The following is a 19,425-nucleotide window of genomic DNA, read 5'->3' on the forward strand; positions in this document are numbered from 1 at the left end:
CAAGCCAAGGTATCTGACGGCGCCATCGTGCGCTTTACCACTTTTGGCGATATTGCCTGCTTGCGCCACAAACGGTACCTTGAATGCCAATGGGAACGTTCCCAAACTGGTTCAGGAAGAGTTTCTTGCCCGACAATCGCGCCACCCTCATCGAAGTCGCTCGTGAAGCGAAGACCTCCAAGACCAGCGTCTCGCGGTTTTTCGGCCCCGAGCGCGAGAAGCTATCCAGCGCGCTTCAGGCGCGTATCGAAAGCGCGGCCAGCCGCCTTGGCTACCGGCCGAATCTGATGGCGCGAGGGTTGAAAGGCGGCGGCACGCGGCTTCTGGGGATGCTGGTGGCAGACATTCGCAACCCGTTTTCGGTTGCCGCGGTCCACGCCGTCGAGCAGGCTGCCCGCGCCCGGGGCTACGCGCTGATCGTATGCAACACCGACAACGACCCCGCTCAGCAGCAGCGCCACCTGACACTGCTGGCCTCCTACAGCGTCGAGGGCCTGGTGATCAACGCCGTGGGGGCACCCGCGAACGAGCTTCGGGCGCTCGAGCGCATCGGCGTACCGGTGGTGCTGCTGGACCGGGAGATCCCTGATTTGGCAAGCGACGTGGTGGGGCTGGATAACGCCCTAGCGATCGATACCGCGCTCGATCACCTGAGCGAGCGCGGCTACCGGCGCATTCTCTACCTGACCAACGACCCGGCCTCGGTGAGCGCCCGCCGCCAGCGCATGGAGCGCATCACAACCGGGTGTGCGCGCCGTGGCCTCGATGCCCGAGTGCAAACGCGGCTCGACGCCGAAAGCCTCTACCCGGCGCTTGGCGCGCTGGTTGAGCCACCCAACTGCGCCCCGGCGGCGGTGCTCTGCGCCAACGCCACTGCCACCCTGGCCGCAGCGAAGGCTTTTCAGGCGCTGAACCTTGAAATGGGCCGCGTGGGCCTGATGGGCATCGACGAACTCGACTGGTGCGCGCTGGTCGGCCCCGGCGTCACGACCCTGGCTCAGCCGTTCGAGGCGATCGGCGAAGCTGCCCTTGCGCGCCTGCTTGACCCGGCCGCCGAGCCTGGCCGCCTTCGCCACGCCCCGCGCCTGATTGCGCGCGGTAGCACCGTTTACCGCGACGCCACCTCACACACTTGATAACAGAACGCCTACTTGATGACAGGAGATAGTGCATGAGCTCAGAGCCGTTTGAGCGTTTCGTTCTCACCTTTGGGGAAGCCATGGGCATGCTCGTGGCGCAGTCGCCAGGGCCGCTCGACAGCGTTGAGCATTTTCAGCGTCGCCTTGCCGGCGCCGACAACAACGTCGCCATCGGCCTTGCGCGGCTGGGCTTTCGGGTCAGCTGGCTCAGCCGGGTCGGCCGCGACAGCATGGGCGAGTACATTCGCCGCACGCTCACCGCCGAAGGCATCGACGATCGTTATATCGTCACCGACCCGGCTCACTCGACCGGGCTGGTGTTCAAGGAGCGCGCCGAAAACGGCGCCGACCCGAGAGTGGAGTATTTTCGCCGCGGCAGTGCCGCGAGCCACCTGAGCACGGTGGATGCCGACGCCGTCGACTTCGCCAGTCTCGATCATCTGCACGTGACCGGCATCACCCCGGCGCTTTCCGAAAGCGCGCTGGCGCTTACGCGGCGGCTAATGGAGCGCGCCCGCGCCAACGGCGCTACCATCTCCTTCGACCCGAACCTGCGCCCAACGCTCTGGTCAAGCGAGGCGCTCATGCGTGATACGCTCAACGAACTGGCGGGCCTTGCCGACTGGGTGCTGCCCGGGCTTGCCGAGGGTGAGCGGCTGACCGGCGCTGATACGCCGGAGACAATCGCGGATTTCTACCTCGAGCGCGGCGCCAGCGCCGTCATCATCAAACTCGGGCCGGAAGGAAGCTACTATCGTGGGCGCCTCGACGGTAAGCTTGAAAGCCTGAGCGTGGCCGGCCAACCCGTCGAGCGCGTCATCGACACGGTCGGCGCCGGCGATGGCTTCGCCGTCGGCGCGATCAGCGCGCTGCTCGAAGGTCTGCCGCCGGCCCGGGCGCTGGCGCGCGGCAATTTGATCGGCGCCCAGGCGGTTCAGGTGGTGGGCGATATGGAAGGGCTCCCTTCCCGCGCCACGCTCGAAACGCTCGAGAGCAATAACCACAGCATCGCCTGATTCACAAACACAACACCAGCACACCCAAGGAAAGAGCATGAAAAAAACGATCATCGCCCAAGCAAAGCTCAACGAAGACCAGCGGGCCGAGCTCGAGGCGCACTTCGAGATTCTGCCGCCGCTGCCCTCGTTCGATCTCGACGCCCCCGAGGTGCGCGACGCCCTTTCACGGGCCCACGGCATCATCGGCTCGGGGCTGCCGATCAGCGAGGCGCTGCTCGACGCCGCGCCGAATCTTGAGGTCGTGGCGCTCGTTTCCGTGGGCTACGACACGGTGCCGGTCGAGGCGCTCACCTGGCGCAACATTCTGCTCTGCAACACGCCGGACGTGCTGACCGAAACCACCGCCGATACCGGCTTTACCCTTTTGATGGCCACCGCCCGGCGCGTCGTGGAGCTTGCGACCTGGGTCAAGGCGGGCGCCTGGCAGGCCAGCATCGGCCCGGATCTTTACGGCTGCGACGTTCACGGCAAGACTTTGGGCATGGTCGGCTTCGGGCGCATCGGCCAGGCCGTGGCGCGCCGCGGGGCGCTCGGTTTTGGTATGAAAGTGCTCTACTCCAACGCCTCGCCCAAGCCGGAAGTGGAAAAAGAGCTCGGCGCCGAGCGCCGCGAGCTCGAGGCGCTGCTTGGTGAGTCGGATTTCGTCTGCCTGACCGTGCCGCTGACCGAAGAGACCGAAAAGCTGATCGGCGAGAAGGAGCTTGCCCGAATGAAGTCCACGGGCATTCTGATCAACATCGCCCGCGGCAAGGTGGTCGACGAAGGCGCGCTGATCGACGCGCTCGAGCGCGGCGTGATTCGCGCAGCCGGTCTGGATGTCTTCGAGAAGGAGCCGCTTTCCGACACCTCGCCGCTGCCCGGCATGGCCAACGTGGTCGCCCTGCCGCACATCGGCTCGGCCACCTCTGAAACCCGTACCGCCATGGCCCAGCGCGCGGTCGACAACCTTCGCTTGGCGCTGACCGGCGAGCGCCCGATCAGCCCGGTCAACGACGAGGTGCTCTCATGAGCGGTACCGACCTGTGCCTGCTGTTCGACTCTGACGGCACGCTGGTCGACAGCGAAATCCTGCTCGCCGAGGTGATGGGCGAGCTGTTGCCCGAGTTCGGCCTGCCCTTCTCGGCGCGCCAGTACATGGACGAGTTTCGCGGCGTGCGCTTTCAGACCATCGTCAACGAACTGGAGGCGCGCTTTAAGCCGCTCACCCCGGATCGATTCGATCAGCTCGAGGCGGACATGCGCGCGCGGATGGAGACGCGGATGCGCGCCGAGCTCGAGCCGATCAAAGGGATGCCCGCCGCGCTCGACGCGCTCGCCCACCATCCCAAGGCGGTGGTCTCCAACGGCCCGGAGCGCAAGATTCGCTGCGCGCTGGAGAGCACCGGCCTCGAGCACCACTTCGCCGGTCGGCTTTTCAGCGCCTATACGCTGAACGTCTGGAAGCCGGACCCGGAGCTCTACCTTAAAGCCGCCGCCGCCATGGGCTACCCGCCCGAGGCGTGCGTGGTGATCGACGACGCCGCGGTCGGCGTTCAGGCCGGGCTCGATGCGGGGATGCAGGTGATCCATCTGAACCACTTTCCCGATGAGGAGACCACGCCCGAAGGTGCGACCGAGATTCACCATGCCGAGGAGCTGCCCGGCGTCGTTGCCGGCCTGCGCCAGCCCTTGAGCGTCTGACACACCAGCGCCCAAATACAATAACAGCCACGATCGTCACAACGATGATCGTTACAACAGGAGCAGCGCCATGAAGTGTTTCTCACTGGAGGGCCGGGTCGCCATGGTGACCGGCTGTAACAAGGGGTTGGGTCAGGGGCTCGCGCTGGCTTTAGCCGAAGCCGGCGCGGATATCGTCGGCGTCAGCCGCCAGAGCGCCGACGATACGCGCCGCCAGGTCGAGCATCTGGGACGGCGCTTTTACCCGATCGAGGCGACGCTGGGGGAAGACGCGCCGGCTCACATCATAGAGCGAGCGCTGGCACAGACGGGCAAGCTCGACATTCTAGTCAACAACGCCGGAACCATTCGCCGGGCGGAGGCGCTTACGTTCAGCGAGGAGGATTGGGATGCGGTCATCGACGTCAACCTCAAGGCCGCGTTCTTTCTCGCCCAGGCCGCTGCCCAACACCTTATCGGCCGGGGCTCGCCGGGCAAGATCGTCAACATCGCCTCACTACTTTCGTTTCAAGGCGGTATCCGCGTGCCTTCCTATACCGCGAGCAAAAGCGGCCTGTTGGGGCTAACGCGGCTTCTGGCCAACGAGTGGGCGGCCCACGACATCAACGTCAACGCCATCGCCCCGGGCTACATGGCCACCGACAACACCCAGGCCCTGCGCGACGACCCCGAGCGCCACGACGCCATTCTCGAGCGCATCCCGGCCGGACGCTGGGGCACCCCGGAGGATCTGGCCGGCGCGGTGGTCTTTCTATGCTCCGACGCCGCCCGCTATGTTCACGGCCACGCCCTGGCCGTCGATGGCGGGTGGCTGGGGCGTTGACGCTTTGCGTGAAAGCACCTTGCGCACGAACGCTACTGATCGGTCGGCGGCAGGCCACTCGCCGTTAGCCGGCGCACGGCAACCTCGACACCCCTGAGCTCAGCCAGCCCTCGCAGTCGTCCATAGAGCGGATACCCCGGCGCCGTGGCGCGAGCGTGATCGTCAAGCATGTGGTGGCCGTGGTCAGGCCGGATCGGCAATCGCGCGCCACCTTCGCGCTCGCGCCGGCGCTCCTCTTCTACCAGTGCCTGGATTACACCAACCATATCGACATCGCCGGCCAGGTGCGGCGCCTCAAAAAATGAGCGCGAATCGGCTTCGCGCCTTGTCGAGCGCAGGTGAGCGAAGTGAATGTGCGGACCAAAGTGGCGCGCCATCGCGACCAGGTCGTTATCCTCGCGCACCCCGTAAGAGCCGGTGCAGAAGGTAATGCCGTTAGCCGGGCTCGGCGCAGCATCGATCACCCACTGGGCGTCGTCACGGGTCGATACCACCCGTGGCAGGCCAAGCAGCGGCCGGGGTGGGTCGTCGGGATGGACCGCCATGCGAATGCCGACTTTCTCGGCGACCGGGATCACCCGGCGCAGAAAGTAGCCCAGGTGCTCGCGCAGCGTTTGCGCGTCGATGCTGGCGTAACTCGCCAGCGCCTCGCGAAACTGCGCCAGGGTGTAGTGCTCCTCGGCGCCGGGAAGCCCTGCAATCAGCGTGTCGATCAGCTTCGCGCGGCCGGCCCCGTCAAGCGTCTCCAGGTAGCGTTTGGCATCAAGCCTGTCGGTCTCCGAGTACTCTTCGCGCGCACCGGGGCGCTCGAGCAGGTAAAGATCGAAAGCGGCGAAGGCGGTCTGATCAAAGCGCAGAGCTCGGGCGCCATCGGCTAACTCATAGGTCAGGTCGGTGCGCGTCCAGTCGAGGATCGGCATGAAGTTGTAGCAGACGGTATCGATCCCGCAGGCGGCCAGGTTTCTCAGCGTTTGGCAATAGGTGTCGATCAGCGCGTCGCGCTCGGGCAAGCCCTTCTTGACCGCTTCGGGTACCGGCACGCTTTCGACCACCGACCAGGTGAGCCCTGACGACTCGATCATCGCCTTGCGCGCGCCAATCGCCTCCACTGACCAGACCTGATCATTGGGCACATCGTGCAGCGCGGTCACGATACCAGTCGCGCCGGTCTGGCGAATTTCATCGAGTTGAATCGGGTCATTGGGCCCAAACCAGCGCCAGGTGTGTTCCATGGGATCTCCTTTTAGCGAACGCCGGGACCGGCAAGCTCGGCAATGGCCGCCTCGACACCGCGCTCGGTCAGCGTGAGATAAGCATCAAGCACCTGCTGTTTGAAGCGCTCATCGCGCGCGACCGCCTTAGGTATCACCGCCTCAACACCGAAGAAGGCATCGATCAGTGCGCGAGGATCATCGCCGTGACGCTGGTGGAGTGCTTCGAGCTGCTCGGCTATCGGGTCGTCGACGCGAAACGCGCGACCGCCAAGCGTTGTGCCTTGGGTGTAGCGAATCCAGCCGGCCAGGCCCAGCGCCACGCAGGCGGTATCACGCCCGGCGACCAGGTTGGCCTCGGCCACCTGCAGCCAGCGCTGGGGCAGTTTCTGGCTGCCGTCCATGGCGATCTGCTGGAGCTTATGACGCAGGCTGTCGTTGGCAAAGCGCGCCAATAACGAATCCGCGTAGGCGTCCACGTCGATCTCCTGGGGCATGTCCAGCGTCGGCGCGGCTTCCTCGCGCATGTAGGCGCTCAGAAGCGCCTTGTAGACCGGGTTCGAGACGGCGTCGAACACGGTGTCGATATCGGCCAGCGACCCCAGATAGGCAAGCAGCGAGTGGCTGCCGTTGAGCATACGAAGCTTCATGGTCTCGAAGGGGGCCACGTCAGCGACCATGGTCACGCCCTCCTCTTCCCAGGCCGGGCGCCCAGCGGGGAAGTGGTCCTCGACCACCCACTGGGAAAAGGCTTCGCACACCACAGCGTTAGCGTCATCGACCCCAAGTATCTGGAGTGCAGCGAAATCCTGCTCGGTCATGGCCGGCACGATGCGATCAACCATGGAGCTCGGGAACGCCACTTCAGTATCGATCCAGTTGGCCAGCTCGTCGCTGCGCTGGCGCGCCAGAGTTACCACGGCCTTGCGTGTGCGCGCGCCATTATGGGGCATGTTATCGCAGCACAGAATGGTAAACGGCGCCACGCCCGCGGAGCGACGCCGCGCCAGCGCCTCGACCAGTAGCCCCGGTGCGGTGCGCGGCTCAAAGGGCGAGACGATATCGCCGGCAATCATGGGGTCGCTCAATAGAAGCTCGCCGCTGGTCGGGCTCAGAAAATAACCTTTCTCGGTCACAGTGAGTGTGACGATACGTGTAATGGGCGCGGCCAGCCGTTCGAGTAGCGCTTCTCGGTCGCGCCCCCAGCGGTCGGCGTTGTCGCGGCCAGTGAACAGCGCCTCTTCGATGACGCCAATCTCGCGCAAGGTCAGCTCTTGGCTGTTGGCATACTCTGCCACGTGATAGCGATAGCCCGCCTGTTGAAGGCTATCCACCAGCTTGACACTGGCGCGCAGGTTGGCGCTGCACACGCCCCACTGCTGATCCCCTGTGCGCTGGCGATAGCGCTCCAGATAAACGGCCTGATGAGCGCGATGAAACGCGCCCAGCCCCAAGTGAACGATGCCGAACTGGCCATTGGCCGAAGCGGCGTCAATATGTTGGGTGGTCACGACTAGTTACTCCCCATCAGCAGATTCGGCAGCCAAAGTGAAATGGCCGGTACGTAGGTGACCAACAGCAGCACCGCCAGGTTGCAGAGCAGAAACGGGACGATGGCGCGGGCGACCGAGAGCATCGGCAGCTTGCCGATCCCGGCGACCACGAACAGACACACCCCGACCGGCGGCGTGGTTAGGCCGATCATCAAGTTGAGCACCGCGATGACGGCGAAGTGAACCGGGTCGACACCCACGCCGGTCGCCACGCCCACCAGCGCGGGAAACAGGATGATCAGCGCGGCGATGGTTTCCATGAACGCGCCGACGAACAGCAGGATCAGGTTGAGGATCAGGAGCACGATCAGCGGGTTCTCGCTGATCGACAGGATCAGTGCTGCGATCATCTGCGGGATCTGCTCGCTGGTCAGGATCCAGCCGAACAGGTTGGCGAGCCCTACCATCAGCAGAAGCGCCGAGGATGTCAGCACCGTGTCCACCAGGATGCCTGGCAGCTTGCGCCAGGAGAGCCCCTTATAAACGAACATGCCGACCACCAGTGCGTAAACGCAGGCGACGATGGAGGCTTCGGTCGGCGTGAAGAAGCCGCCGATGATGCCGTAGAGGATGATCACGGTCATCAGCAGTGCCCAGAAGGCAGTCCTGGCCTCGCGCAGCAGCTGCAAAAACGGCACGCGTTGCTCTTTCGGGTAGCCGCGGCGAACGGCGAGGATGTACACCGTGACCATCATCGCCACGCCCATCAAAAGTCCGGGCACGGCGCCGGCCAGGAACATGCGGCCCACCGAGATACCGCTAAGCGAACCTGCAATGATCATCGGCACGCTGGGCGGAATGATCGGCCCGACCGTGGAAGACGCCGCGGTGACGGCGGCGGCAAAAGGCTTGTCGTAGCCCGAGCGCGCCATGCCGGGAATCATGACGGAGCCGATGCTCGCCGAATCCGCCACCGCGGTGCCGGAGATACCGCCAAAGATCATCGACCCGCCGACGTTGGCAAGGCCCAATCCGCCGCGAATGTGGCCAAGCAAAGCGTTGGAGAAGCGCACGATGTGCTCGGTGATATTACCCACGTTCATCAGGTTACCGGCTAGTACGAAGCCGGGAATGCACAGCAGCACGAAGGTATCGATACCCGCGTACATGCGCTGAGGCACGATGGTCAGCGAAATGCCCTCCATCAGCAGATAGGACATCGACGAGATGCCGAGTGCAAAGGCAATGGGCATACCCACCACCAGAAGCACCAGAAAAACACTGAATAAAATGATGACTTCCATGCTCAGGACTCCTGTTCACGCACGGCGGGGCGACACATCGCCAATACCCCCTCGAGGACACCGAGGGCGCTATAAACCAGCAGCAGCGCGTAGGTGACGACCGTCGAGAAGAAGATATACAGCATGGGCAGCTTGAGCGTCGGCGAGGTTTGCCAGGCGCCGTTCTGGGCGTACTGCCAGGCGTAGGGCAGCACCATGAACGCGAACGCGCCGATCCCCAAACAGATCAGCGCCTGAAACAGCGCGCGCAGGCGCGGGCTCAGCATGTGGTGGAACAGCTCGACGCTGATGTTGCGGTTCTGGCGCAGCACGACGCCAGCGGACAGCGACACCATGTAGATGAAGAGATAGCGTGAAAGCTCTTCGGTCCAGGAAATGGAGATCGGCAGAAACAGCCGCGAACAGACTTGCAGCAAGACCGTGCCCGCAATGGCAACCAGCGCCAGCACGGCGAGGGTCAAAAAGCAGGTATCGACCCAGCCGATCAGCCGACCCACCGGCCCCTGAAGTTTGGGCACCGTCGACATCGAATCCAGGCTCTGTAGCGCTTCGTGCTCGAGCGCGTGTTGATCCGAGCTCATAAACGTATCCTCGAGGGGCTAGCCGCTCTAGAAGTTGAAACTCTTGCAATTCGGTTTTTGCAATGCATGTGTTTGCAAGTAACTATCTTGCGGTTCAGACGATTGCAGCTCTCAACATGGCCTATACAAAAGTGGGCTGGCCTTGCGACCAGCCCACCTTGATTGCCTAACGGCGTTACAGGTCCTGAATGGCTTCGAAGAGCTCACGCTGCTCCGGCGTCAGGGCCTCGAGCACCGCCGGGCGGGCCTTTTCGGCGAAGGCGTCGACATCGGCCTCGATGAACTCCATGCCGCGCTCGGAAAGCGCTTGCTCCAGACGCTTTTGGTCTTCGACGAACAGGTCGGCCTCGAAACTCTGCATGGTCTGCGCCGCGTCGCGTACGACGGTTTGCAGCTCATCCGGCATGCTTTCGAGCTGATTGCGGCCGATCACCACGTAGATCCAGCTACGCACGTGGCCGGTCATGTTCACGTAGTCCTGAACCTCGTTGAAGCTCGCGCTTTCGATCAGGCTCAGCGGGTTCTCCTGGCCTTCCAGCGTGTTTTGCTGAAGCGCGGTGAACACTTCGCTGAACGCCATCGGGGTCGGGCGGGCGCCGAGTGCCTGCCAGACATCGACGAACAGCGGCACGTTGGGTACGCGCAGACGCAGGCTGTCCAGATCTTCCGGCGTGCGAATCGGGCGGTTGGAGGTCAGCTCACGCGGGCCGCGCTCGAACCAGGCCAGCGGCACCAGGTTGGTGCGCTCGGTGATCTGCTCTTCGATCTCGCTGCCGATCTCACCATCGACCGCCGCCTTCAAGTGATCGGAGTCGCGAAACGCGTAAGGTACAGCCATCATGGCCGCCTTCGGCGCCCAGTTCTGCAGGCTTTCGCCGGTAATGGTCATGTCCGCGGTGCCGAGCTGGATACTATTGATCACATCCATTTCGCTGCCGAGCTGCTCGCTGGGATAAAGGCGCACTTCGATACGGCCATCGGAGTTGGCTTCGACCTCTTCCTTGAACTTCTCGGCGGCCTGGTGCCAGATGTTCTGCTCGTTGGCCAAATGGCCAAAGCGCAGCGTGTAGTCCGCCGCGAGCGCCGACTGAGCGCTGAACAGCATCGTTGTGATAACCGCACTGGTGAGTAGTTTCTTGATCATTTTCGTTACTCCTGCACTTTTGCGTTATTGGTTGTTGATCGCGCGTGGGGTTGGTGAGTTAGCGTGTTGGGTGGACATATCCCTCAAGCACCGATCTGGATCAGCACCTTGCGGGCTTCTTCCGGGCGATGGTCGAGCATCTCGATGGCATCGGGCATCTCGGCGAGCGGCAGCCGGTGGCTGACCAGCGCCAGCGGGTCCAGCTTACCGCTTGCCATGAGCTCGAGCACCTCCGGAAACTTGCGGTTGTTGAGCCGCGAGCCGACCAGCGTCAGCTCCTTTTTGATCACTTCGAGCTGCACCAGATCGCTTGGCTGGACGCTAAAGCCCAAAAGTCCGATGCGGCCAGCGGGTGACGCCAAGCGCAGCATTTGCGGCAAAAGCGCCGGTACGCAGGCGGCGTCGGCGATCAGCGGGACGCCCTCGCCTCTAGTCAGCGCCGTGATTTCCTGCTCGACATCCTGGGAGCGGCTGTTGAATACGTGGGTGGCGCCAAGGCTCTTGGCTGCCTCCAGGCGCTCGTCGATCACGTCGGTGACGATGATCTCTTCGAGCCCCAGGGCTTTGGCCATCTGCAGGATGGTCATACCGATCACACCGGCGCCCAGAATCAGCAGGCGATCGCCCGGGTGCGGCTGCATGCGATCCAGCACGTTGGCGGCGATGGTATAGGGCTCGACCAGCGCGGCGGCGTCCAGGCCAATGTGCTCGGGAAGCTTATGCACGTTCGCGGCCGGCACGGCGACGAACTCCTCGAAGCCACCGTGACGGTGTACGCCGATCACTTCCAGCGCGCTACACACGTTGGGGCGGCCAATGCGACACGGATAACATTCGCCGCAGCTGATGACCGGATCGACGCAGACGCGCTCGCCGGCACTCACGCCGTCGACACCTTCGCCAACGGCTTCGATCACGCCGGCGAACTCGTGGCCGGTGATGCGCGGAAAGCGCACGAAGGCGTTGTCGCCGTGAATGATGTGCATATCCGAGCCGCAGATTCCGGCGAACGCCACGCGCACCAGCACTTCACCCGCGCCGGGGGTCGGCGTATCGATATCGGCGACGCGGTAGTCGTGGGGCGCGCTTACCTGAAATGCTTTCATGGGGCAAAAACTCCTTACCAGTGCCAGAGAGTGCCGTCTTCCAACCGGTTAACCGGCAGGCTCGCACGCTTGTAGGGGTACTGCTTGGCAAGCTCCTCGTCGATATCCACGCCGTGCCCCGGGTTCTCGCCGACGAGGAAGTGGCCATCCTCGAAACGGTAATCGTGCGGAAACACCTCGTTGGTGGCACTGGTGTGCGGCATGTACTCCTGAATGCCGAAATTGGGCACCCAGGTATCGAAATGGATGGCCGCGCCCATACATACCGGCGAAAGATCCGTCGGTCCGTGGAAACCGGTGCGTACGTGGTAGAGACCGGCCAGATCCGCCAGGCGGCGCACGTGAGTGATACCACCGGCGTGGGTGAGCGTGGCGCGGATGTAGTCGATCCACTGATTCTCGATCAGCGCCTTGGCGTCGAACAGGCTGTTGAACACCTCACCGACCGCCAGCGGCGTGGTGGTGTGCTGGCGAATCAGCCCGAAGCCTTCCTGGTTTTCCGCCGGCACGCAGTCCTCGAGCCAGAAGAGGTTATAGGGCTCCACCGCCTTGCCAAGGCGAGCGGCCTCAATGGGCGTCAGGCGGTGATGAACATCGTGCAGTACGTGCAGGTCGTCGCCAAAGCGCTCGCGCACGGCGGCGAAGAGTTTCGGTACGTGGTTCAGGTATTTCGAGGTGCTCCAGACGTGCTCGGCGGGCAGGTCCGCATCCGCCGGCTCGTAGGGCTCGCCCTCTTTTTTAGCGACGCCGTAGATGCTGGCGATACCCGGCACGCCGGCCTGAACGCGCACCGCCTTATAGCCTTCGTCCACGTGGCGGGCAACCTCCTCGAGGCAGGCGTCGATGTCGCGGCCGGTAGCGTGACCGTAGACCATCACGCGCTCGCGGCTCTTGCCCCCCAGCAGCTGGTAAAGCGGCATGCCCGCGAGTTTCGCCTTGATGTCCCAAAGCGCCATGTCCACCGCGGCGATCGCGCTCATGGTGACCGGCCCGCGCCGCCAGTAGGCGCCGCGATACAGATAGTGCCAGATATCCTCGATACGCTGCGGGTCGCGGCCAATCAGCGCCGGAATGACGTGCTCGTCCAGATACGCGACCACGGCCATTTCACGACCATTGAGAGTGGCGTCGCCGATGCCGTAAGTGCCCTCATCGGTGACGATCTTCAAGGTAACGAAGTTACGCCCCGGAGACGTAACGATGGTATAGGCGTGTTCGATCTTCATGGAGCTGTCTCTTCAATGAGGGATTGCGTTTGTTGCGCATCAAACATCAGGGGAAAGCGATGAACCAGGTCGGGTAGAGAAACGAGTATTTCGCGCAGGTGGCGCCGCATGACCTGCTCGGCAAGCATCACGTCGCGCTCTTCGATGGCGGATACGATGTCGACGTGCTGGTCGACCAGCCGCGCGATGGGCGTAGTATCCGGCACGCTTAGATAGCGCACGCGGTCGAGCTGTACGCGCACCTCCTCGATCACCTTCCAGGCCGCGTGCTGGCCGACGGCCAGCGACAGCGTTTTGTGAAAGCGCTCGTCGAGCTGGTAAAAAAGCGTGGCGTCGTGAGGCTGAATGCAGCGGCGCTGACGCGCGATCAGCTCGTTGAGCTCGTCGATCACGGAGGACGCGAGCCCCTTGGCGCTTGCCTGGCGTACCACGGCCACCTCGACGGCTTCGCGCACGAAGCGCGCTTCGAGCACCGCGCGCTGGGAAATCTTGACGACGAACGTGCCGCGCTGCGGGCGAACCTCAACGAGCCCCGATTCTGACAGGCGAATAAAGGCCTCGCGTACCGGCTGGCGGCTCACCGAGAAGGCATCCGCCACTTCCTTTTCGGATAGCGCTTTACCCGGTGCCAGCACCATCTGAATGATGGACTGCCTGAGCACCTGGTAAAGGCGTTGGCGTACGGACTCGGTTTCCGAAGTCTCCCGCCAAAGCGTTTGTAGCGTAAGATTGATGTCGCCCATGGATACCGCCTGAAAGAGGGTCTCGACCCAAAACCAATGGCGCTAGTATGGTAGTATGGCGAAACAAACAAAAGCCCCCGGACCCTATACTTTGGTTTAAGGTAAGTGCCCATGAAGCGCCCGCGTTACACCGGCAGGAACTACAAAAAAGCCTTGAATATTGAGGATTTGGAGCGCATCGCAAAGCGTAGACTGCCCAATTTCGTTTTCGAATACGTTTACGGCGGAAGCGACGATGAACATACGCTCAGACACAACCGCTCGGTGTTCGACCAGTACCTGTTCGAACCCAAAACGATGACGAACGTCGGCCCGCGAAAGCTCGATACCACCCTGTTCGAGCGCACTCATACCATGCCGCTGGCCATTGGCCCGACCGGGTTCAACGGTATGCTCACCCGCGACGGCGACCTGAAACTCGCCCTCGCGGCGCGAGACGCCGGCATCCCCTTCGTGCTCAGCAGCGTCTCCACCACCCGCCTTGAAGAGATCGCCGCCATCGAAGGGCTCACGGCCTGGATGCAGATCTACTTCTACCGCGACCGCGAGTTCGTCAAATCGATGATTCGGCGCTGCGCGGATGCCGGCTTCGAGGCCATCGTGGTGACCACCGATAGCGCCATCTACGGCAACCGCGAATGGGACGTGCGCAATTTCCGCCGGCCGATGAAGCCCACGCTTGCCAACCTGTTGCACCTGCTGACCAAGCCGGGCTGGATGAGCGACGTGCTGTGGCCTGATGGGCTGCCCACGTTCAAGAACCTGGACGATCTGCTGCCGCCGGACAAGCGCAACGCTCAGGGCGCCTCGCAGATCATCGGCCCGCAGCTCGACCCCACACTCAACTGGGACGACATCGCCTGGCTTCGCGAGCTCTGGCCCGGCAAGCTCATGCTCAAGGGAATTTTGTCTCCTAATGAAGCTGAAATGGCCGTGGATAAAGGCGTCGACGGTATCGTGCTTTCCAATCACGGCGGGCGCCAGCTCAATCATTCGCTATCGCCGATGGATACGCTGGCCGAGGTGAAGATGCGCGTGGGTGATCGCTGCCAGCTGTTTATCGATAGCGGCTTCAGGCGCGGCACCGATATCATCAAGGCTCGCGCGCTCGGTGCCGACGCCGTATGGCTTGGCCGAGCCACGCTTTATGGGCTGGCAGCCGGTGGCCAGCCCGGCGTTGCCCATGCGCTTTCGCTGCTCAAAAAGGAGATGGAATCGACGCTCGGGCTTCTCGGGCACACGCGGCTGGACGCGCTCGACGCCACCTGCCTGCGACAGCGTGGCTTCTAACTACCTAGCCCGGGCGCTGTCGGCGCTCCCTCGTTCAGGTCTGACGATTTACCAATAAGCGGCTTTGGAGCCGCTATTTTTACGCTTGAATCTGCGCGGCTCCCTCAATCGCAGCCTCTGCTCACAATGTCCTACCCGCTACCTGGAATTGCTAAAAGTCCTGTCATTGCGAGCGTTTGGGTGACTTTTGATCGCTCAAAAACTCATTAATTCGCCTTACCTCATTACCATTTTGAAACAAAGACTTTCACCAATCCAACTGACATCAACTACGTTAAAAAATTAATCTTCCGCTTGAAAACGCCGATAAAAGTTAATCAAGGCGTTCGTTAGCGAATTTACCTTTCACGATGGTACACAGCGGTCTACTCCTTTAAGAGCCAGGTAGCGGCTCGTAGCTCGCATCCTGAACGAACACCTTGATTTTCTCCATCCCATTCAAGGTGTCGATACGTGAAGACCAGAAAGCCCGGCCTACCGCATTGGCTTTTATCCAGCGCCTGCGCGCTCATCCTCCTCACACCCGGCAGCGCCGCAAGCGCAGAGGACTTCCTGCAAAACAGCCGCACAGAGAACCGCTGCGAGCTGACCGGCCAGCAGCAGGAAATGCTGCGGCTGGTCAACGAGGCGCGAAGCCAGGCGCGCCAATGCGGAACCGAGTACTTTCCGCCCGCTCAGTCGCTGAGCTGGAACTGCCAGCTGGAAGTCGCCGCCGAGGGTCACGCAAAAGACATGGCCGAGTACGAGTACTTCAGCCATACCGGTCTCGATGGCTCGAAGATTCAGAACCGCGCCGAGGCGACGGGCTACGCCTGGCGGGCGCTGGGCGAGAACATCGCCGCTGGCCAGCGCACCTCCTCGAGCGTGGTGCTGGCCTGGCTTGAAAGCCCTAGCCACTGTCGTAACATCATGCTCGATGCCTTTACCGAAATGGGGATGGCCAAGGCCGATAACAGCGAGTCGCGCTATAACACCTACTGGGCCCAGGCCTTTGGGCGGGCGCGCTAACGCGGGTCAGACGAATCGCCTGGCGTGAGCGCGCCGTAGTGTACGGCGCTAATGGCGTTCTTCGGCGAGCCATCGACGAGTTTGGTGCTGTAGGTGAGGTAGACGAAGGTTTGCGCCTGGGCGTCGTGCATGCGCACCACGCGAAGGTTCTTGAACAGCGCCGAGCGACGTTGGGAAAAGACCACTTCCTGCTGGTCTATCTCGCCCGGGTTGAAGGCGATCGGCCCGACCTGCCGGCAGGCCACGCTCGCTTCGCTCGCCTCTTCGGCGAGCCCCACCGCGCCGGAGAGCCCGCCAATCTTCGAGTAGGAGAGATAGCAAGCAATCCCCTGCACCTTCGGGTCGTCAAATCGCTCTACCTCGATGGTGTTGTTAGGCCCCAGCATGCGAAATTCGGTGCGTACGCTGCCGATATGGGCGTCCTGGGCGTAAAGCGTTGGGGAGAGCAGCATCAAAGCGCCGGTCAACAGGCGCCGGCAATAGCGAGCAGTCAGGGTCATGGATAAGCCTTCAATGAGCAATTGGTTGGTACAGAGCCCCGGAGCATACCCGATACTGCACGCCGTGATGAGCGCGGAAAGTAGTGACGCACACTCTTTTTATATCGATCGAAAAAGCCGCTTGTAGTGGCGCTAAAGGCGCTCGATAATCGCGCTGCCCACCCTTATGCCGGGAATTAACGCTGCCATGATGCTACGCGCCTCGCTCGTCGTTCTAACCACTCTGATCACTTTCACCGCCCACGCCGAATGCACGCGCGACCCCATCGCGCTCGACCTGCCTGCCCAGCCGATGAACCAGGCGCTGGCGCAGCTTGCAATGCGCAGCGGGTGCGCTATTCCCTCCGCTCAGCGGATTACCGAGACAGCGCCGGCCGTAAGCGGCACCTACCGCCCGGAAGAGGCGCTCTGGGCACTGTTACAGGACTCCGGTTGGGAGGGCTACCCCACGCGGGACGGGCTCGAAGTGAGTAAGCGCGAGCAGCGCCGGGTGCACGCTGAGAGCGCGGCGCTTCGCGAGCGCATTGCAGCAAACGAGGCGCTTTCCCCCGACGAGCGGCAGCGTTATCTCGCCGAGCTCGAGGCCGTCGAGCAGAGCGTTGTGCAGCTTGCGCGCGAACAGGGGTTTATCAGCGCCGCCGAAAAAGCGAGCTATCGCCGCAGCTTCGAGCAGTTAGAGGCAGCGCTGCGCAGTCCAGCGGCGGGCTGAGGAGCCCCCGCGAACGCGTCGTCGTATTACGTCGACCACAAGTCGCTTTAAGTCAAATGATGCGTTCGCCTGGCTTCATACTCTCTTCCACTAATCGAAGAAGTCAGGAGCCAGCGATGAATCGTAACGTCATTCTCACCTGCGCGGTCACCGGCGCAGGTGACACCACCGGCAAGAACCCCAACGTGCCGGTCACCCCGGAGCAGATCGCCAACGACTGCATCGACGCCGCGAAGGCCGGCGCCAGCATCGCCCATATTCACGTTCGCGACCCCAACACTGGCGGCGTGAGCCACGACCTCGAACACTTTCGTGAAGTGATGACGCGGGTACGCGAGGCCGACGTGGATATCGTCATGAATATCACCGCCGGCGGCGGCGGCGACTGGATACCCGATGTTCAGGACCCGACGCGCGGCGGGCCGGGCACCGATATCCAGACGCCCGCCGAGCGCCACGCGCCGGTAGGCGAGTTTTTGCCGGAACTTTGCACGCTGGACTGCGGCAGCCTCAACTTTGGCGACATGGTCTACGTCAACCCGGCAGACTGGCTGCGCGAGCACGCAAGACTCGTGCAGGCCGCCGGAGTCAAGCCTGAGCTCGAGTGCTTCGACCTGGGCCACGTCTGGTTCGCGCGCCAACTGCAGCAGGAAGGCTTGATCGCCGGCGACCCGCTCTACCAGCTCTGCCTGGGCATCCCCTGGGGCGCCGAGGCCGACACCGAAACCATGCTCGCCATGCGCAACAAACTGCCCGATAACGCCCAGTGGGCGGCGTTCGGTATTGGCCGCGCACAGATGCCGATGGTCGCGCAGTCGGCGCTACTGGGCGGGCACGCCCGCGTTGGGCTCGAGGACAATCTCTATCTGAAAAAAGGGATGCTGGCGAGTAACGCGCAGCTGGTCGAAAAAGCCGCGACGCTGCTCGAGAACCTGGGCGGCCAGGTGATGAGCCCGGCCGAGGCCCGCGCTCATCTTGACCTGCGCAACCGCACCAAGGGAGGTGAGGCATGAGTCAACAGCTCAGCGTGATCGGCACCGGGGTGATCGGCAATGGTTGGATCGCTCGCGCGCTGGCTCAGGGTTTCGACGTGGTCGCCTTCGACCCGGACCCGCAAGCCGCCGAGCGCACCCGCGCCTTTGTCGCCAATGCCTGGCCTTCGCTCGAACGGCTGGGCTTGGCCCAGGGCGCGAGCGTTGAGAGGCTGCGTTTCGTCGATAGCCTGGAAGCAGCCGTCGAAGGCGCGACGCTCATTCAGGAGAACGTACCCGAGCGCCTGGCGCTCAAACGCGACGTGCTGGCCCGAATCGACCAGGCCGCGGAGGCGTCAGTGCTGATCGGTTCCTCGACGTCGGGCTACAAGCCCTCCAAGCTGCAGGCCGAGTGCCGCAAGGCGCCGGGGCGAGTGATCGTTGCCCACCCCTTCAACCCGGTTTATCTGCTGCCGCTGGTAGAGCTGGTCGGCGGTGAAGCGACCACGCCGGTACACATTGAAAGCGCCAAACAGCTGTACGAAAGCCTGGCCATGCGCCCGCTGGTGGTGCGCAAGGAGATCGAAGGCCACCTGGCGGATCGCCTGATGGAGGCTCTTTGGCGCGAAGCGCTGCACCTGGTCAACGATGGCGTGGCCACCACCGAAGAGGTCGACGCCGCCGTGGTCTACGGCTGCGGGCTGCGCTGGTCGTTGATGGGCACGTTCCTGACCTTCCATTTGGCCGGCGGCGAGGCGGGCATGCGCCATATGCTCGAACAGTTCGGCCCGGCGCTGAAACAGCCCTGGACCAAACTCGAAGCGCCGGAGCTGACCGATGAGCTGATCGATCGCGTGGTCGAAGGCTGCGAGCATCAGGCCGCCGGGCGCAGCGTGGGGGAGCTGGACCGCCGCCGCGATGATTTTCTGGTCGAGCTGCTGGGGCTGGTACAAAAATACTGGCCCGAAGCCGAAGGCCTGGAAGGACGACTCTGATGCAGATACTCTCCACGCGGGTTGCCAGTGAGTGGGTCGACTACAACGGCCACATGAACGATGCCGAGTACGCCCGGGTGTTCTCGCTGGCCGTCGATGAGCTAATGGTGCGAATTGGCCTGGATGGCGAAGGTCGCACCCGGCACGGCTACACGCTCTACACGCTGGAAACGCATCTGTGCTATCGGCGCGAAGCGCACGAAGGCCAGTCCCTGAGCGTCAACGTGACGCTCCTGAATCGAGATGCCAAGCGTCTGCACGCCTTCTTCGAGCTGCTCGACGAGGCGCACACCGTGCTTGCCACCAGCGAGCAGATGCTGATGGGCATCGACGTCGCGAGCGCTCGCCCGGCACCCTTCCCCGCGCCGGTGCTCGAAGGCGTCACGCGGCTGCCCGCCTGCGACGAAAATGCCTGGCCGGCGCTTGCCGGGCGCACCATCGGTATTCGTTGAACATGAGCATTCGTTGAAGAAGGGGAAAGGG

At 63.1% G+C, this 19,425-nt stretch carries 20 protein-coding genes; 11 read left to right on the forward strand and 9 right to left on the reverse strand.

Going from position 1 to position 19,425, the window contains the following annotated elements; genetic code table 11:
• Positions 1–125 precede the first annotated feature (125 nt).
• The 5 genes from ACGK9R_RS07105 (at position 126) to kduD (ending at position 4,661) form a co-directional block, all read left to right on the forward strand.
• Positions 126–1,136, forward strand: a complete 1,011-nt coding sequence (locus ACGK9R_RS07105; protein ID WP_394579673.1) for a LacI family DNA-binding transcriptional regulator — start codon at positions 126–128, stop codon at positions 1,134–1,136.
• Positions 1,137–1,171: 35 nt separating this feature from the next.
• Complete coding sequence (locus tag ACGK9R_RS07110) at positions 1,172–2,155, forward strand: sugar kinase (protein WP_394579674.1); 984 nt, start codon at positions 1,172–1,174, stop codon at positions 2,153–2,155.
• Positions 2,156–2,192: 37 nt separating this feature from the next.
• Positions 2,193–3,167: a 2-hydroxyacid dehydrogenase gene (locus ACGK9R_RS07115; RefSeq protein ID WP_394579676.1), complete on the forward strand. Its 975-nt coding sequence runs from the start codon at positions 2,193–2,195 to the stop codon at positions 3,165–3,167.
• On the forward strand, positions 3,164–3,838 hold the full coding sequence (locus tag ACGK9R_RS07120) for an HAD family hydrolase (RefSeq protein ID WP_394579678.1): 675 nt from the start codon (positions 3,164–3,166) through the stop codon (positions 3,836–3,838). The genes ACGK9R_RS07115 and ACGK9R_RS07120 overlap by 4 nt, the downstream gene beginning before the upstream one ends.
• A gap of 70 nt (positions 3,839–3,908) precedes the next feature.
• Complete coding sequence (gene kduD / locus ACGK9R_RS07125; RefSeq protein WP_394579680.1) at positions 3,909–4,661, forward strand: 2-dehydro-3-deoxy-D-gluconate 5-dehydrogenase KduD; 753 nt, start codon at positions 3,909–3,911, stop codon at positions 4,659–4,661.
• Between the two features lie 32 nt (positions 4,662–4,693).
• Here the strand turns inward: kduD and uxuA are convergent, their stop codons facing one another.
• The 8 genes from uxuA to ACGK9R_RS07165 form a co-directional block, all read right to left on the reverse strand.
• Positions 4,694–5,893 carry a mannonate dehydratase gene (gene uxuA, locus ACGK9R_RS07130; RefSeq protein WP_394579682.1) on the reverse strand — a complete coding sequence of 400 codons (1,200 nt, stop codon included), beginning with the start codon at positions 5,891–5,893 and terminating at the stop codon, positions 4,694–4,696.
• A gap of 11 nt (positions 5,894–5,904) precedes the next feature.
• Entirely contained in the window at positions 5,905–7,383 is a 1,479-nt protein-coding gene (locus ACGK9R_RS07135; RefSeq protein WP_394579685.1) for a mannitol dehydrogenase family protein, read from the reverse strand.
• 2 nt (positions 7,384–7,385) lie between these two features.
• A complete protein-coding gene (locus tag ACGK9R_RS07140; RefSeq protein WP_394579687.1) occupies positions 7,386–8,669 on the reverse strand; it encodes a TRAP transporter large permease in 1,284 nt (427 codons plus the stop codon).
• Positions 8,670–8,671: 2 nt separating this feature from the next.
• Entirely contained in the window at positions 8,672–9,250 is a 579-nt protein-coding gene (locus ACGK9R_RS07145; protein ID WP_394579689.1) for a TRAP transporter small permease, read from the reverse strand.
• 175 nt (positions 9,251–9,425) lie between these two features.
• Entirely contained in the window at positions 9,426–10,394 is a 969-nt protein-coding gene (locus ACGK9R_RS07150) for a TRAP transporter substrate-binding protein (protein WP_394579691.1), read from the reverse strand.
• A gap of 83 nt (positions 10,395–10,477) precedes the next feature.
• Positions 10,478–11,500, reverse strand: coding sequence for a Zn-dependent oxidoreductase (locus tag ACGK9R_RS07155; RefSeq protein ID WP_394579693.1), 1,023 nt, complete (start codon positions 11,498–11,500; stop codon positions 10,478–10,480).
• A gap of 14 nt (positions 11,501–11,514) precedes the next feature.
• Positions 11,515–12,726, reverse strand: a complete 1,212-nt coding sequence (gene manD / locus ACGK9R_RS07160) for a D-mannonate dehydratase ManD (RefSeq protein ID WP_394579695.1) — start codon at positions 12,724–12,726, stop codon at positions 11,515–11,517.
• On the reverse strand, positions 12,723–13,469 hold the full coding sequence (locus ACGK9R_RS07165) for a GntR family transcriptional regulator (protein WP_394579697.1): 747 nt from the start codon (positions 13,467–13,469) through the stop codon (positions 12,723–12,725). The genes manD and ACGK9R_RS07165 overlap by 4 nt, the downstream gene beginning before the upstream one ends.
• A gap of 111 nt (positions 13,470–13,580) precedes the next feature.
• Here ACGK9R_RS07165 and ACGK9R_RS07170 point away from each other — a divergent pair, with 111 nt between their 5' ends.
• Positions 13,581–14,759 (forward strand): alpha-hydroxy acid oxidase, encoded by a 1,179-nt coding sequence (locus ACGK9R_RS07170; protein WP_394579699.1) that lies wholly within the window; start codon positions 13,581–13,583, stop codon positions 14,757–14,759.
• A 453-nt stretch (positions 14,760–15,212) separates the two neighbouring features.
• The gene (locus ACGK9R_RS07175; protein ID WP_394579700.1) at positions 15,213–15,767 is read left to right on the forward strand and encodes a CAP domain-containing protein; all 555 of its coding nucleotides are present in this window, start codon (positions 15,213–15,215) and stop codon (positions 15,765–15,767) included.
• Here ACGK9R_RS07175 and ACGK9R_RS07180 read toward each other — a convergent pair.
• The gene (locus ACGK9R_RS07180; protein WP_394579702.1) at positions 15,764–16,267 is read right to left on the reverse strand and encodes a CreA family protein; all 504 of its coding nucleotides are present in this window, start codon (positions 16,265–16,267) and stop codon (positions 15,764–15,766) included. The two genes, ACGK9R_RS07175 and ACGK9R_RS07180, sit on opposite strands and share 4 nt — an antisense overlap.
• Positions 16,268–16,454: 187 nt before the next feature.
• Here ACGK9R_RS07180 and ACGK9R_RS07185 point away from each other — a divergent pair, with 187 nt between their 5' ends.
• The 4 genes from ACGK9R_RS07185 (at position 16,455) to ACGK9R_RS07200 (ending at position 19,394) form a co-directional block, all read left to right on the forward strand.
• The gene (locus ACGK9R_RS07185; protein WP_394579704.1) at positions 16,455–16,976 is read left to right on the forward strand and encodes a hypothetical protein; all 522 of its coding nucleotides are present in this window, start codon (positions 16,455–16,457) and stop codon (positions 16,974–16,976) included.
• 116 nt (positions 16,977–17,092) lie between these two features.
• Positions 17,093–17,989, forward strand: coding sequence for a 3-keto-5-aminohexanoate cleavage protein (locus ACGK9R_RS07190; RefSeq protein ID WP_394579706.1), 897 nt, complete (start codon positions 17,093–17,095; stop codon positions 17,987–17,989).
• Positions 17,986–18,942: an L-carnitine dehydrogenase gene (locus ACGK9R_RS07195; protein ID WP_394579708.1), complete on the forward strand. Its 957-nt coding sequence runs from the start codon at positions 17,986–17,988 to the stop codon at positions 18,940–18,942. The genes ACGK9R_RS07190 and ACGK9R_RS07195 overlap by 4 nt, the downstream gene beginning before the upstream one ends.
• Positions 18,942–19,394, forward strand: a complete 453-nt coding sequence (locus ACGK9R_RS07200) for a thioesterase family protein (RefSeq protein WP_394579710.1) — start codon at positions 18,942–18,944, stop codon at positions 19,392–19,394. The genes ACGK9R_RS07195 and ACGK9R_RS07200 overlap by 1 nt, the downstream gene beginning before the upstream one ends.
• The last annotated feature ends 31 nt before the right edge of the window (positions 19,395–19,425 follow it).

Origin of the sequence: Halomonas sp. HNIBRBA4712 (genome assembly GCF_043558675.1) — a bacterium.
Lineage (GTDB): Bacteria > Pseudomonadota > Gammaproteobacteria > Pseudomonadales > Halomonadaceae > Vreelandella.